This window comes from Gryllotalpicola protaetiae, assembly GCF_003627055.1.
Taxonomy (GTDB): domain Bacteria; phylum Actinomycetota; class Actinomycetes; order Actinomycetales; family Microbacteriaceae; genus Gryllotalpicola; species Gryllotalpicola protaetiae.
In genome coordinates, this window is sequence record NZ_CP032624.1 from 1500833 (window position 1) to 1516840 (window position 16008).

The 16008-nt window shown below is 70.9% G+C and carries 7 protein-coding genes; 3 read left to right on the top strand and 4 right to left on the bottom strand.

Annotation, left to right across the window (positions count from 1 at the left end):
- Positions 1–36 precede the first annotated feature (36 nt).
- Positions 37–1440, bottom strand: a complete 1404-nt coding sequence (locus tag D7I44_RS07350; protein ID WP_162940114.1) for an MFS transporter — start codon at positions 1438–1440, stop codon at positions 37–39.
- A gap of 19 nt (positions 1441–1459) precedes the next feature.
- Positions 1460–2266, bottom strand: coding sequence for a class I SAM-dependent methyltransferase (locus D7I44_RS07355; protein WP_120788898.1), 807 nt, complete (start codon positions 2264–2266; stop codon positions 1460–1462).
- 22 nt (positions 2267–2288) lie between these two features.
- Here D7I44_RS07355 and D7I44_RS07360 point away from each other — a divergent pair, with 22 nt between their 5' ends.
- Positions 2289–3623, top strand: coding sequence for an MFS transporter (locus D7I44_RS07360; protein ID WP_181445608.1), 1335 nt, complete (start codon positions 2289–2291; stop codon positions 3621–3623).
- A gap of 200 nt (positions 3624–3823) precedes the next feature.
- Positions 3824–4411 (top strand): GTP pyrophosphokinase, encoded by a 588-nt coding sequence (locus D7I44_RS07365; RefSeq protein ID WP_181445622.1) that lies wholly within the window; start codon positions 3824–3826, stop codon positions 4409–4411.
- Between the two features lie 19 nt (positions 4412–4430).
- Here D7I44_RS07365 and D7I44_RS07370 read toward each other — a convergent pair whose 3' ends face one another.
- The gene (locus D7I44_RS07370) at positions 4431–8213 is read right to left on the bottom strand and encodes a hypothetical protein (protein ID WP_120788900.1); all 3783 of its coding nucleotides are present in this window, start codon (positions 8211–8213) and stop codon (positions 4431–4433) included.
- A complete protein-coding gene (locus D7I44_RS07375; protein WP_120788901.1) occupies positions 8213–15103 on the bottom strand; it encodes a hypothetical protein in 6891 nt (2296 codons plus the stop codon). The genes D7I44_RS07370 and D7I44_RS07375 overlap by 1 nt, the downstream gene beginning before the upstream one ends.
- A gap of 116 nt (positions 15104–15219) precedes the next feature.
- On the opposite strand from D7I44_RS07375, the gene D7I44_RS07380 reads away from it, so the two are divergent.
- Positions 15220–15897, top strand: coding sequence for a FadR/GntR family transcriptional regulator (locus D7I44_RS07380; protein WP_120788902.1), 678 nt, complete (start codon positions 15220–15222; stop codon positions 15895–15897).
- Positions 15898–16008: the final 111 nt, after the last annotated feature.

Sequence of the window (16008 nt, forward strand, 5' to 3'; positions counted from 1 at the left end):
AAACCCGCATCGACTAAAAGACCTAACCAAGTACTACTAGGCCGCGCCGGCCCCCGCGACCACCGTGCGGAGCTTCACGAAAGAGAGCACCGCCGCGCCGAGTCCCGCCGCGACCGCGACCCACAGCACCAGCGTCGCGGCAGAGGCCTGCTCGGCGACCGAGCCCGCGGCGGCGCCGGAGAGCACGAGCGCCATCGACACGGCGGCGGCCCCGGCCGACTGACCGATGGTGCGGTTCGTGTTGAGCACCGCGGACGCCGATGCGGCGTACTTCAGCGGCGCAGCGCCCAGCATGTCACGGTTGTTCGGGCTCTGGAAGGTGCCGAAGCCGAGGCCGCAGATCGCAGTCGACAGCAGCACGAGCCACACCGGCGGGTGATCGCCGAGCAACGCGCACATCGCGAGGCCGATCGTCAAGATCACGAGCCCGGTCACGGCGAGGTACGCCGGGCGCACCCGGTCGGCGATCCGCCCCGACAGCGGTGCGACGAAGACGATCACGAGCGGCCACGGGGTGAACAGCAGCGCCGACTGCAGCGGCGTCGCGCCGTACGCGCTCTGGAAGAGGAACGGCAGCGCGATGAACGCGATGCCCTGCCCGAGGAACGAGACCCAGGCGGTGCCGACAGTGAGGCTGAACACCCCCGTGAAGAGTCCAAGGGGAATGAGCGGCCGCACCGCGCGCCGCTCGCGCCGGATGAACAGCCACGCGAACGCGGCACTCGCCACGAGCAGCACTGCGGCCTGCCACAGGGTCGAGACCGCCGCGAGCTGGCGGACTCCGATCAGGAATCCGGCGATCGCGATCGCGGCGTACACCGCGCCCTGCCAGTCGTAATCACCGCGCTCCTTGCTGCGGCCTGGCACGAAGAAGATCGCGAGCACGATCGCGATCGCGCCGATCGGAACGTTGATGAGGAACAGCCACGGCCAGCTCAGCCCCTGCAGGATCACGCCGCCGAGCGTCGGGCCGATCGACGTGCCGAGGGCGACCGTCATGGCGTTGATGCCGAAGATCTGGCCCAGCTTCTCGGGCGGGAAGATGTTGCGGAACAGTGGCAGCGCCACCGCGAGGATCACGGCGGAACCCAGCCCCTGCAGCACGCGGAACGCGACCAGCGCCCCGAGCGTCGGCGACAGCGCACAGCCGAGCGACGCGAGCGTGAACACCGGGACGCCGAAGAGGTAGAGCCGCCGCCTGCCGACCTGGTCGCCGAGCGCGCTCGTGGCGGGCACGGCGCACGCCACCGCGAGCAGGAACGCGGTCGCGACCCACACCGTCTCCGATGGGGCGACGTGCAGCTCGCGCGACAGCTTCGGCAGCGCGACGTTGACGATCGAGGTGTCGATCGTGGCCATCAGGGTCGACAGCAGGATTGAGACGACGGCCAGGTTGCGCCGCAGCGGCGACGAGGTGAGGGCGAGGGCTGCGGTTGACATCGTGATTAGTTTAGCTTTGCTAACTATCGGATTTCTGGACCGGACGTACCGCCGAAGCAAGCACCGCCGACAACCCGAAGTGCAGCAGCCCGTCGTCACCGGTGAGTGCGGGGGTGCGGGCGTCGTAGGCCGCGCGCAGGGCGGCGCGGGTCGAAGCATCCGCCGCCGCATAGGCGTAGCCCATGACCGCGATGCCCGCCTCGACACCCGACCACAGCTCGTCGGCGTCGACGCGCCAGGTGAAGTGCACGCGGCGAGCGCGCACCTCGGCGAAGCCGCACTCGGCGAGCAGGCCGGCGAGGCCCTCTTCGCTGCGGTCGAAGTCGCTGCCCTCTGGCAGCCGGGTACCGGGCGGCGGGTAGGCGCCCGTCTCGTCCTGCAACTCGCGCCACAGGCGGCCGGTCGGCGTGGCCTCCCACGGCCAGACGGTCGCGACGAGTCGGCCGCCCGGCCGCAGCACGCGGCGCAGCTCGGCGAGGCCGGCGCGCGGGTGATCGATGTGGTTGAGCACGAAGTTCGCGGTGACGGCGTCGAAAGCCTGATCGGGGTACGGCAGATGGGGCAGAGCGGCGGTGACGAAACGGATGCCTGCGGCATCCGCCCTCTGCATCGCGAAGTCGACCATCGATCGCTCGGCGTCGAAGGCGTCGACCGCCCACCCGACGCGCGCCGCCGAGATCGCGACCGAGCCGGTGCCGGTGCCGACGTCGAGCAACCGGCCCGCAGCGGCCAGCTCGACGAGCACCTCGGGGACCGTGCAGGCGCAGAGCGCTCCGAAGGAGCGGTCGTACGGCGCGGCGATACCCGCCCATTCCGCGAAGGCCACCTGACCACACTATGGTTTGCGCGTGAGCACTGCCGCTGCCCCCGACGCACTCGCCCTCGACGAGCCCAAGATCCCGACCCGCAAGATCCTCGCGTGGGGTGCATGGGATTGGGGCTCGAGCGCGTTCAACGCCGTCGCGACGACCTTCGTCTTCACCGTCTACCTGACGAGCACAAGCTTCGGCGACACTGACCACACCTCGGCGCTGCTCGGCTGGGTGCTCGGCATCGCGGGCGTGCTGGTCGCGCTCACCGCTCCGGTGACGGGCGAGCTGTCGGATGCCGCAGGTCGCCGCAAGCTCTGGCTCGCAATCTTCTCCGGCCTGGTCGCCCTGTCGCTGCTCGCGACGGTGTTCGTCAAGGCGGAGCCGGGCTTCCTCTGGTTCGGCCTCATCGCGATCGCCGTCGGCACGGTCTTCTACGAGCTCGCGGCGGTCAACTACAACGCGATGCTCAGCCAGGTGTCGACGCCGAAGACGATCGGCCGGGTCTCGGGTCTCGGCTGGGGCCTCGGCTACGTCGGCGGCATCGTGCTGCTGCTGATCGTGTACATCCTCTTCATCTCGGGCGACGGCGGGGCGCTGCACGTGTCCACCGAGGGCGGCTGGAACATCCGCATCTCCATGCTGATCGCGACCATCTGGTTCGCGGTCTTCGCGATTCCGGTGCTCATCGCGGTGAAGGAGCCGCACGTGCCGGGCGAGATCGCCCGCGAGCGCCGCTCGTTCTTCGGCGCGTACGTCACCCTCGGCCGCACGATCGCCGACCTGTGGAAGACCAGCCGCAACACGATCTGGTTCCTGCTCGCCTCGGCGATCTTCCGCGACGGCCTGACCGGCGTCTTCACCTTCGGCGGGGTGCTCGCCGCCGGCAGCTTCGGGTTCTCGAGCGGCGAGGTCATCATCTTCGCGATCGCCGCGAACATCGTCGCCGGCATCTCGACGATCGCGACCGGCCCGCTCGACGACCGGGTGGGGCCGAAGCCCGTCATCATCACCTCGCTGATCGGGCTCGTCGTCGCGGGCTCGCTCGTGTTCGCCCTGCACACGGGCGGTGCCACGGTCTTCTGGATCTTCGCGCTGATCCTCTGCCTCTTCGTCGGCCCCGCGCAGTCGGCGTCGCGCACCTTCCTCGCGCGCATCATCCCGGCCGGGCGCGAGGGCGAGGTGTTCGGGCTGTACGCCACCACCGGACGCGCGGCGACCTTCCTCGCACCGACCGCGTTCGCGATCTTCGTCAGCCTGTTCGGCCACCAGATCTACGGCATCATCGGCATCGTGCTGGTGCTGCTCATCGGCCTGCTGGTCATGATCCCGGTGAAGCCGGGGCAGGAGAAGCTGGCGGCGCGGGCGCGCTAGCGAGCGCATGACCCACTCGCGGCATCCGCTCAAGTTGCACTCATAGGTTGAAGAGCGTGTCCAGCGACGTGGTTCCCCTAGATCAGCGCGACGCCGCCGACAAGCGCATCGTGACGGAGTCGACCGAGGCCGTCATCGAGCAGCTCGGCGACAGCGCGCTCAGCGAGATCTACGCCCTGCGCGACGACTTCGCGCGGTTCATGATGCCGTACAAGTTCGCGATCGACGAGGTCATGACGAAGATCTCGATCCTGCGCGAGGAGTTCGCGGCGTTGCACTCCGAGAACCCCATCGAGCACGTCAACTCCCGCCTCAAGTCGACCGAGTCGGTGCTCGAGAAGGTGGCGCGCAAGGGCATCGCCCCGTCATACCAGGCGATCCGCACGACGATCACCGACATCGCCGGCATCCGCGTCGTGTGCTCGTTCGTCAGCGACGTCTACCGGGTGTTCGACGCGCTGACCGCGCAGTCCGACGTGCGTGTGATCGAGGTCAAGGACTACATCGCGAACCCGAAGCCCAACGGCTACAAGAGCCTGCACGCGATCATCGAGATCCCCGTGTTCCTGTCGGACGGGCCGGTGCCCGTGACCGTCGAGGTGCAGCTGCGCACCGTCGCGATGGACTTCTGGGCGAGCCTCGAGCACAAGATCTACTACAAGTACGACGCGGATGTCCCGGCCGAGATGCTGGCAGGCCTGCATGATGCGGCGGATGTCGCGGCCGAGCTCGACTCGAAGATGGAAGAGCTGCACCGGCAGGTGCGCCGCGACACGCGTCGCGTCTAGCCGCGAAGAGGGGCGGCGCCTAGGCCGACGCGGTCACGGTCGTCTGCGTGCCGTCGGGCGAGCGCAGGGTGACGGATGCCGAGAGCCGGCCGCCCAGCGGAATGAGGATGTCGTACAGCACGATGTGCCCGCTCAGACGGTAGGCGAACTCGATGCCGGAGCCTGTGGGGCGCGGCAGCGGGATCGGGCTCGGCAGGGGTCGCGGCGGCCTCAACCCGCCCGCGCGCGGGATGTCGGGCAGATCGATCTGCGCGGTGAGCGTCGTCGGCCGGGGCAGCGGCAGCGGTGCGGGCCCCGGAAGCGGGCTCGGCAGCCGCGGCACGAGCAGCGGCCGGGTCGTCGCTTTCACCGACAGCACGAACGGCGGCTCGGCCACCCGGTTCTCGGTGCTCGAGACGGTGACGACGGTGGCGGTCGCCGAGCTCGCCGTGACGGAGACGAGCGTGAGGTTGGGCGGGTTGGGGCTCCAGCCGGGGGCGGTCGCCCGCTGCTCGGTGATGCGGCCCATCGGGTCGACGATGCGCACGAGCACGTCGATGGGCTGGGTGGCATCCGCCCGGGTGAAGAACGCGGCGAGCGGCGTCTCGCCGCCCGCGCGCGGTCCGCGCACGAGCACGGTGGTGCCGGCGGCAGGAAGCGGCGAGGGGTCAGTCGCGGACAGAGCCGAGAAGTCGGCGAGCGCCATGGCTTGCGCCTGCTCCTCGGTGTCGATCGCCGCAGCGCTGCCGGCCACAGCCCCCAGGCGGTGGGTTCCGAACGGCGTCGCCGCTTCGGGCGCCGTCGTCGCGGTGCGCGCGACCATCCCGGTGTGGTCGGCGGTCAGGGGCGTGATGACGAGCGCGTCGAGGTCCGGTGGCGTGGTCGGAGGCACGACGGCGGTCACGATGTCGGACTCGGGCGAGAGCAGCCCGCGCACGCCGAGCTCGGGCACCCCGCTCACGTCGGGCACCGCGACGACTCGCAGGTACCACGGCTTCCAGCTCGGCGCGAGGGCGAGCACGGTGGACGCCCGGTAGAGCTGCTGCCCGGTGACGAGATCGGTGTCTCCGGTCACGGGCGCGAGGGCGGTGACCAGCACGGGTGCGCCCATCGAGTCCGCGTGCCGCGCGGCGTCGAAGTTCTTCACGGAGTACACCCGGAACGTCGACACCGGCACGTCGCTCGGCACCTCGAGGTCGAGTTGCAGCCCGGCAACGGTCGCCGCGGGTCGGGCGAGCGGCGGGCTCGGGCGCAGCACCCGCGGCGCGATGAACACCTGCGTGTGGTCGCCGCCGACGCCCGAGGAGTTGTACGGCCATGGTGCGTCGGCCCCGGCGTCCGTCGTCGAAGTGACGACGAAGAACTGCATGCTGTTCGATCCGCGCGCGAGCGCCACATCCGCAGCCCGAGCCGCAGCCGGCGCCTCGAGAACGCGCCGGAAGGCAAGGCGCGTGGGCTCGGGGTGGTCGACCAGCAGCTGCCGCACGTCGACCAGCCGCCGCCCCGGCACCGTTCGCGGGTCGGGGTCGGCGACGCCGCAGCGCTCGCGCAGGTACTCCTCGCTCGCCTGCCAGATGACCCACTTGGCGACGTTGGTGCCGCCGGGTGCGCCCCAGGCGACCTGAACGTGCGAGCAGCCGTTCGAGTCGGGCAGGCTGGCGAGCGGCACGCCGGGCAGCGGCACGGTCGCGGGGATCACGGGCACAGGGCTGCCGACGGATGCCCGCATCGCATGCGCCTCATCGGCGGGCGCCCACGCGCTGGGGCTCGGGCCGACGGCGAGCGCGCGGCGCGCCCAGACCTCGACACCCCAGCGGAAGGTGGTCGAGAAGTCGAGCGGCGGCAGGTCGACGTGCGCGCGGTACCGGCGCGGCTCGCCCTGGCCGGGGCCGGCCGGGGTGGGCGCGGCGCCGTCGGCGTCGTACGGCGTGACGGTGCAGCCGACGCCGGTCGGCACGTCGCCGGCGAAGGCGGCGGAGAAAGTGCGCAGGATGCTTCCGGCCGGCGCGCTCGTCGGGCTCGCGCCACTCGGCGGGCCGTCGGTCAGTGCCGCCATCGGGTAGAACACGGCGGCGAACTCGACCGACGTCGTCGAGCGCTCGCGCCACTCGACGAACGCGTCGATCTCGAGCGTCGCCGGGCACTGCGGCGTGCCCGCGTAGTGCGTCGCGAGCTTGAGGTTCGCGAGCATCGGCGGCTCAGCGGCGGGCTCAGTGCCCGCGTAGACGCTCTCGGACCACGGCGACCAGACCCCGTAGAGGTCCGAGTGCGCGGCGCCGTAGCCCTCGTGCCGGCCACCCGAGCCGAGCGGGATGTCGGCGAGACGGTCGACCGTCGCAAGCACGCCCGCGTCGTCGGCGGCGGGGATTGTCGGCACCTTCCAGCCGCCGTAGTCGAGGTCTTCGTCGAACAGCGCCTCGGCCTGTGCGGCCCCGGCCGCGTAGCGCACCGGCGCGTACTCGGTGACGTGCGCGAACGCCGCGCCCGCGGGCGCCGGGTTCCACGTCGAGCGCACGTTCTCGCGCCAGGGCTGGTCGATCGTCGTGGGTGGCTGCAGCGAGTACGGGCTCGGCACGGGTGCACCGGTGCGGCCGGAGACGCCCGCGGTGAACGGCACCGGCGCAGGCGTCGTCGCGTGCGGGGTGAGCGGGCAGTAGGCGGCCCAGTCGCCGCCGCTGTACATGGGAATCTCGAGGTTGAGCTCGGGGAAGCGCAGCACGGGTCCGTCGGCATACCGCGCCGTGACCATGAACTCGGGCAGGGCGCTCGCGCTCGCGTCGACGTGAGTGAGCGGCCCCTGGCGCAGCGCGGGCCGCGGCAGCGCCGTGCCGAAGCCGAGCGCGAGGTTGTAGAACGGGTCGGTCGCCGCCGGCAGCACCAGCAGCGGCCAGGGCGCAGCGTCGACCGTCGCCGGGCGCACCACGGCAGGCGGCGGCGTCACGCCGGCGCCGGGGCCGTCGACAGCCTGCACATCGCTGAGCAGAGCCTGGTCGTGCTCGGGCAGCCCCGGCCGGTAGAGCGCGGCGACGCGGTCGAGCAGGGTGCCTTCGATGACCTCGACGAGCTTGTCGAGGTCGGGCGCGGCCCACGTTGGCGCGGCGACGCCCGAGGGCAGCACGGGGAACCATCCGAGCGGCGGCGCGCCGCGCGTGAGGCGTGAGATCGCGGCATCCCTCGCCGACGTCAACGCCGACACCAGCCCCTGCTTGTCGCCGTCGTAGTCCGTGCCGGCGAGCCCGCCCGGCTTCACGGGAAGGCCGACGTACTCGACCTCCTTCCAGTCCGAGGCGTTCACGATCTCTGCAAGCGGCACGATCGCGACGCTGAGATTCGTCAGGTTCGAGACGACCGCGCAGTCGGCGCCCGGGCAGCGCAGGTCGAAGACGAGGTTCGTGGCGGCGGCCGAACTCGTCTGCGACTGCGCAGCGACGATCGACTGCGCCGTCGGGGTGCCCCAGCTCAACTTCACAGTCGACGGTGAGCCGACGTTGCTCGCCGTTCCCGAGATGACGACGCGGCCGGCCGCCTGACCGAAGGTGACCAGCGTGCCGCCGTCGATCGGCGAGTGCGCGGCGTCCACCGGCTTCAGGTCGACCCGCGGCACCGCGCGCTCCCACACGGTGAACACGCCGTGCGGCACACCGAGCTCGGCGCGGCACGCCCAGCTGAGCCGCAGCGGGAACTGCAGCTGGTCGTCGGTGAGCGCGGGCACCGGGCGGTTGACCCGAACGCCCATGGCCGACTGCGACTTCGCGATCGACGCCCAGTCGATCGCGACCGCGTCGGCGCGGAAGAAACCCGGGTCTGCGATGAAGGTGACCATCAGTCCTCGTCCTCCCACGGGGCGGCCAGCAGGCCGACGGACAGCAGCGGCGTACGTGTGCTCGTGCCGCCCGGCAGCGGCGTCGAGACGAGATCGAGCTTCAGGCGTGTGCCGCGGGCGCTCGACCCGAGGAACACGATCACGCGGGTGCCGCCAGGCCCGACCGCGACGCGGTCGACCGGTGCGGCCGGCAGTTCGCCGCCGAGCGGCGGGGTGACGGATGCCGCGACCTCGAGCCACTCGTACGGCGAGATCTTCCAGTAGTGATGGCTCGGGTCGGGGTTCGGGGTCGGCGTCGCCTGCTGCGGCGCGAGGCGGGCGCGTACGAGCTCCTCACTGGACTCGATCACGACGGCGACGGGCTGCGGGGTGGCATCCGTCGACCACAAGACCTGCAGCCTCGGAAAGCCGGGCACCTGCGGCGCGCCCAAGCCGGCCGACTCGAAGGCCTGGTCGAGGTCGGTGCCGGTGACCTGGTCGTGCAGGGTGCCGAGCGCGGCAGGGGTGAGCACGCCGCGTCCCTCGGCGGGAGCCGGCCCGACGAAGGCCGCGAAGTCGGCCTCGTCGCTGAACCGGCCGGTCTTGAACGGCACGCGGTAGACGATGTCGCCCGCCCCGGTGTCGCCCTTCAGCCGCGCGTGCACGTCGAGCAGGTACTCGGTGAGCGGCTCGAACACGTACGGCAGGGTCATCGTGAACTCGTCGTGGTTGAAGTTGTCCTCATCGAGGCAGCCCGCCTGCGTCGCGGTGTTCTCCGCCGCCTCCTGCCAGGCGGTCGTCACGCCGAAGACCTCGCCGATCGTCGCGTAGGGCGAGTCGCCGCCGATGGGCACCTGCGGCACGCTCACGTCCGGCTGGTCGGCGAGGCGGGGGTGGATGCCCGAGGCCGCGTGCACGACCGCGTAGAGCTCGAGCCCGTAGGCGTCGAACAACGTGGCGACCCGCTGCGACGAGAACGTCAGGGAGACACCGGCGTGCGTGAACAGCCCCGTCTCGTTCTTGCTCGGCACCGTGCCGAGCACCCAGGGCGAGAGGTCGGTCGCGACGTCCGACGGCTTCGTCGCGACGGGTTCCGTGACGAATCCGAAGCTCTGCGTCGTGCTGGTCGAGTCGTCGGGTGTGTCACCCGGCGCCGGCTGCCCGGGGTGGGCGGCGGCCGAGATCCAGGCGGCGGTCCAGTCGATCTCGACGTGGTAGGTCTGGCCGGGCGTGAGCAGCGGCTCGCTGCCGGCGGGCTGGGTGAGCGCCGTGTCGAGCGCCTGCTGGTCGGAGTTCAGCGTCTCGATGTCCCACGAGTGCCCCTCGACCTCGGAGAGCAGCACGGCCTGCGCGGCCACCACGTAGAACGGCGGCATGACCGGCAGCTTCACGTCGTTGCGCTTCCAGCCGACGACGACGCGCGCCACTTTCCCGTCGAGCTTGTCGAGGTGCACGTAGGCGAACAGCAGGCCGCCGGCCTGCGCGAGCCGCGCGCCGAGGTAGCCCGCGCGGCTCACCGGGTCGGCCCACGGGCCGTTCGGATCGAGCCAGTGCGCGGGGATCGGGTTCGAGCTCGACACGATGTCGGCCTGGCTGACGCGGTGCGAGGCGACCTCGTTGCCCTCCGCGTCGCGGCTCGAGACGACGAGGCCGTACTCGAGGCCGATGCGCGGCAGCAGCAGCAGGACGCCCACGTCTTCGAAGGTGTCATCGCCGAGACGCGTGCCCGCGTCGAGCGCGACGGCGTCCTTGAGCGCATCGGGGGTGAAGGATGCCGCGGCCCACGCCTGCTTCACGGCCTCGACGATCTCGGGCGAGCGCCCGGGCGCCGGCTCGGTGAGGTCGTGCTGCGGCGAGCGCAGCACCTCGCCGAAGCATCCGGCGTCTGGCACCGCAACAGCGCGTGCCGCACCTGCCGCACCTGCCGCGGCCGTCATAGGGGTCAGTCGCGTGGTGCTCGCGGCTGCCCGCGCGAACGCCGACACCGTGCTCGGCTTCCACGCGGTCGCCTGGAACGCGGCGGGGAAGTCCTGCAGCGTGCCGCCCGCGGCGAGGTGCGCGTCGAGCGCATCGAGCGCCGCCGTGCCGTCGAGGGCGGCGTGCGTGCTGAGCCCGACGGGCTGGTTCTGCCCCCACGCCGACACGGCCTTGACACCGTCGAGGCGCGCCCGGTTGAAGCACGGCACCGCGTCGCCGATGACGAGCGCGGGCCCGGTGCCCTGCAGTTGGTCGATCGCCGGGGCGATGCGCCACAGCTCGTGGACGAACAGCTGGGTGCGCGGCGCGCTCGAGCGCACGGTGCCCGGGTCATCGGGCCACGGGATGCCGGTCAGGTGCCAGCCGCTCGCGCTCGCGCCGAGCGGCTGCTCGTCGAAGGTCCACAGCACGGGCGCCGAGTCCGCCGCCTTCGCGCACAAGAGGCCCCAGCGGTGGTCGACCGTCTTGGTGAGCGATTCGCCGTAGGGCACGGCGGACGGGTGCGGGTCGGGGATCCAGTCGAGCAGCGCCAGCTGCAGCTGGATGCCTTGCCCGGCATCCGGCTGCTGCACCCACCAGACGCTGGCCGCGCTGTCGCCGGGCGTGAGCGGCGGAATCAGAGCACCGCCCGTGAGCCGCACCGCGGTGACCTCGTAGCGCCACCAATGGTCGCCGATCTGCAGCCACGGGTTCGACGGCGCGCCCGCGTAGGAGCCCAGCACTCCGCCGAGGATGTTCGCGGCATCCGTCTTCGCAGGCGTCAGGAACGAGAGCACCGGGATCGCGTCGATCGGCACAACGGGCAGCGCGCTCGCGTCGTTCTCCACGGCCTTTGAGAGGATGCCGTCGACGGGCTTTCCCGTGTCGAGATCGGCCGAGCCCTCGACCATCACCTGGATCGTGCGCGCCACGAACTCGACGCCCGTGACGAGCGGCTGCACAGTCGGCGGCGGGTCGCCAGGGTCGGTGCCGATCGTCAGCTCGACCGAGCCCTCGATCGAGAAGAAGAACAGGTCGACCTTGCCGTGCACCTCGCCGTGCACGTACAGGCTGTCGTCCTTGCCCTGGTAGATCACGACGAGCTTGGCGCTCGCGGAGATGCCGATGATCCACAGCCGCAGCTCGCCGCTGACGTAGATGATGCCGCCGATGTACAGCGGGTCGGGCGCGAGGATCGCATCGAAGCCGGCCGCGCACTCGAGATACAGCCCGATGGCCTTGCTGCCCATCAGCACGGCGTCGAAGTGGAACCCCGTCGCGAAGGCGAGCCCGTCGGCGCCGAGCGGCGGCTGGGTGGGCAGATGGATGCCGTCCCCGTGCACCTCGAGATAGCCGGACCCGGTGAAGGCGTCGAGCACCTTGACCGTTGCGGGGTGCTCGTAGCTGCCGAGCTCGACGTACCAGTGGCCGTTCGTGTTGGTGTCGAAGAACGCCGTCACCGGGATCGTGACCGACAGCAGGCCGCCCACGTCGTACTGCACGCGCAGGGCGATGAGGATCGTGCCGCGGCCGAAGTCGACGTCGATGACGGCGACGATCGTCGCGGTCGTGTCGCCCGTGACCGACGGCAGGCCGGCCGAGATGATGTCAGCCTTCGCGAGCAGGGTGATGTCGGGGCCGGGCACCGAGATGAGCAGCACCCCCTTGAGGTGCAGGGTGAAGCCGCCGTCGGCCGTGCCGAGCACGATGCCGGCGCCGAAGGAGTAGTTGTCCTTGTCGTAGTGCCACGCCTGGTCGGTGAACAGGTCGTTCTGGCGCAGGTGGGTCATCGCCCAGTCGAGCGCGGGCAGCTCTGCGGTCTCGTCGTAGCTGCGCGCGAAGTTGATGCCCATGCCGCCGAGGAAACCGTAGATGCCGAGGCCCGAGCTTCCGAGCAGGATCGGCGCGGGGAAGTCGACCTCTGCGCCGAACAAGATTCCGATCGCGGGGCCGCCGTCGGGGTCGGGGTGGATCGTGAGCGTCGCCGCGATGCGGATGTTGACCGACGTCACCTGAACGTCGAATCCGCCGCTGATCTGCTGGTCCGTGATCGAGACGTACCCCGTGCCGTGCAGCACGTTCGGCACGTCGAGCGTCGCGGACAGGCGCGAGATCGAAATGTCGGGGGCGCCCGATCCGTGGAAGTCCGCGCGCACCGTCGCGGTGTCGATCGTGATGATGCCGAGCTCGATGCCGAGACCGAACTGCACCTCGACGAAGAAGGGGTTGTCGTGGCTCACCTTGAAGCCGAAGATGCGCAGGATCTCGTCGAGCGGCGAGACCGCGGTGAGCGACCCGTCGGGCGCGTCGATCGTGTAGCCCTTGCTGGGGTCGAACACGGCGAGCGGCTTGAAATCAGGGTCGGATGCCGCACCCCACTCCGCCGCGACGCCGATCGCCTTGTAGCGGGTGCTCATGAACTTGCCGTCCGCGGTGCGGATGATCTTGAGGTCGAACGCGAACTTCGTCTCGACGTCGAAGAACACGCTGACCTTGTAGCCCGCCGCGGCATCCCCCGTCGAACCGTCGGCGCTCACGATGCCGTCGCTCACCACGAGCGAGCCGCCGTAGAGCGTGAGCTGCTGCGTACTGATGAGGCCGGCGCCGCCGAGTACCATCTCGCCGAGCGCGACGACCGCCCCGCCCGCGGGCGACAGCGAGCTGACCGCGGCGGTGAGCGGTGCGAGGATCGCGAGCGCCCCGACGGCGTCGAGCACAAGATCGGGGATGCCGTCGCCGCGCTTGCGCTGGTAGAGCCCGTCCTTGTCCTTGTCGTGCGCCTTGAACTCGGCGTCGACCTCCCACGCCTCGCGGTCCTCGCTGATGCGCAGCCGCACGAGGAAGTCGACGATGCCGTCGGCCGGGTTGTCCTGGTGCTGCTGGTCGGTGAGGCCGAGGCCGGGCGCCGACTGATCGGCGGCGCCCGACAGGTCGAACTCGCCCCACACCTCGGCGCGGATGAACGTCGAGCGCAGCAGCTCGACCCGCACCCCGATGCGGTGGAAGCAGCTCGGCTGCGGGGGCTTCTGCGGCGTCTGGTCCTGCTGCTGGACGTCGCCGGCCCAATCGGTCTCGTCTGCGGTGAAGGTGCCGGTCACGGTCTGGCCGGGCCCCGGCTGGGCCCAGGCGCGGGCGAGCCACCAGAATCCGTCGCCCTCCTCCGGCACGGTGTCTGCGCCCGGCCGGGGCGCCGTGCCCGCGTGCGCGTTCGCCGACCCGAACCCCTGCCCGGGTGTGCTCGTCGCCGTGACGGCCGTGAACCCCGCATCGTGCAGGATCGCGATGAGGGCGTCGCGCCGCCGGTTGCTCAGGTCGAGGTTGTACTGGTCCTGCTCGTTCTCCCACGAGGCGTAGCCGTCGACCGTCAGCGCCGTCGACAGCGGGATCGTCTGCGCCAGGTCGGCCGCCGCCTCCTTGTACGAGCGGCTCGACGCCTGCTGCGTGTGCGACGGCGACTTCGAGTCCTTCGTGTTGGCGGGGTTCAGCGCCCAGTTCACGTTCGTGCCCGGCATCTCGGCGGGCTTCGGATGGTCGAAGGCGAAGAAGCAGTCGCTCACGACCGATGGCGCGCCGCTGATCGTGAGCGTGAGATCGCTGCGGAGCGGATTTCCGGCGGTCAGCGCAGAGGCATCGAGGGTGACGGATGCCTCGTTCGTCGGCCCCGTGATGGGAACGCTCGAGCTCGTCCACGCGAACGTCGCGCCGACGGGCAGCGTCTCGCGCACGCCCACCCGCACGGGGTCGCTGGAGTCGAGGAACAGGTGGAACTGGGTGTTCGTGCCGGTCGGCGTGACGCCGTAGGCCTTCGCCGAGCCGCCGCTGCCGCCCGCCGCGCTCGTGTCGAGCGTGAAGTGCAGGGTGAGGTGCTTGGTGAGGCCGGCCGCAGCGTCGTTGACCGTGACGGTGATGGTCTGACCCCCGGCATCCGTGTGGATGCTCGCCCTCGTGCCGATGACCGCAGCCGCACCGCCGGGCGTGATCGTGACCGAATTCGCGCCGCTGCCGCCGTGTGTGTCGATGAACAGGGTGCAGTCGGCCGGCACGGTGGCGGTGCCGCTCAGGTCGTCAGAGCCGTCGTCGTTGATGCTCACCGGCACGTAGCCGCCGGTCTGGTTGAGGACATGCGCCGAGACGCTGAGCTTCAGCGCGTTGACGACCTCGGCCTCGAAGACACCGGTGACGCCGGCGGAGGCGCCGATGCCGATCCAGAGGTCTTTGGCCGCCGCGGTGACGGCGAGGCCGTCGAGCCCGTTCGGCTGCACGAAGAGGCGCACCTCGGGCAGGTAGAGGCCCTGCCAGTCGTCCGGCATCACCCGCGCGCCGGCGGGCACGCCGCTCGGCCCTGCCACCCCGCTCAGGTCGAGCACGGCGCTGCGGAATCCGAAGCCGACCGCGTCGCTCGGCCCGATCAGGGCGTATGGCGGGTCCATCCGCACCAGGTCGTAGACGTCGTCGACCTGCGTGCTCGTCGTCGCGGCCGACAGCACCTTGAAATCGACCGACGCCCCCGCCAGCTGCTTCAGCCGCAGCTTGAGCGCCGGCACGATGAACGACACGTTCTTCGTGCTGGTGTCCTGCGTGAGGCGCGCGTTCGCGACGTCGTACATCGCAGGGGTGAGGAACGGCGCATGGATCGCCACGATCGGGCTCGTCAGCGTGACCCGCCAGCCGCCGTCGTCGGCCCCGCCGGCCTGGTGCAACCCCACCTCGATGGTGATGTTCGGGTCGAGGAACTCGATCGGGGTCGTGCTGCCCGAACCCGCCTCGCCGCCGAAGCCGAGCAGGCTGAGCCCGTCTTGCGCGCTGTACGTCTTCGTCCAGCTCTTCCAGGTGCCATCGTCATCGGTGACGGTGTCAGGGGTGCCGTCGTCGTCGACGTCGTTCAGGACGTTCTCGAGTTCGGACAGGGCTCCGCCGTTCTGTGCGGAGCCCGGCAATTGATCCCACAGCGACATGTGCGTCTCCCGCCAGGGTGCTCGGTTGCCGCTGACACTCGAGTGGTTCTGCGCCTGCCGATATACGCGGAATGACGTAGACGTAGCCGCGCCATGCGCCGCTCTAGGCTCGTGCCATGGCCGTCACGGATGAGGCGATCCTCAAGATCAAGAACATGATCATCGACGGCCACCTGCGCCCCGGCGATCGCCTGCCGCCCGAGAAGGAGCTCAGCGAGTCGCTCGGCCTCTCACGCAGCTCGTTGCGGGAGGCGGTGAAGGCGCTCGAGATCATCAGGGTGCTCGATGTGCGCCGCGGCGACGGCACCTTCGTGACGAGCCTCGAGCCAGGGCTGCTGCTCGAGGCGATGTCGTTCGTCGTCGACCTGCACGAGGACGCGTCGGTGCTCGAGCTGTTCGCCGTGCGGCGGATTCTGGAGCCCGCGGCGGCTGCGATGGCGACGGTGAGGGCGACGGATGCCGATGCCGAGCGTCTGCGCGCCATGGTCACTGCCGTCTCGGCCGAGGCCTCTCTCGACGACCTTGTCGAGCACGACGTCGCGTTCCATCACGGCATCGCCGAGCTCGCCGGCAACGGCTACCTGACGAGTCTGCTCGACAGCCTCTCCGGGGGCACCATGCGCGCTCGCGTCTGGCGCGGGCTCACGCAGGAGAACGTGGTCGAACGCACCCTCGCCGAGCATGCCGCGATCGTCGGCGCCCTCGCCTCGGGCGACGCCGAGCTCGCCCGGGCGCGCGCCGCGGTGCACATCGCGGGCGTCGAGGACTGGTTGCGCCGAGCGGCGCGGGGATGACGCCGAGGCTCATCCGCGCGATACCCGCATTGCCGCGCGGTATGCGGCCGCAGCTCGCGCGGATGCCGCCGTTACGCGCGGATGAGGCAGCGCGAGCGGGCTCGCGGCGCC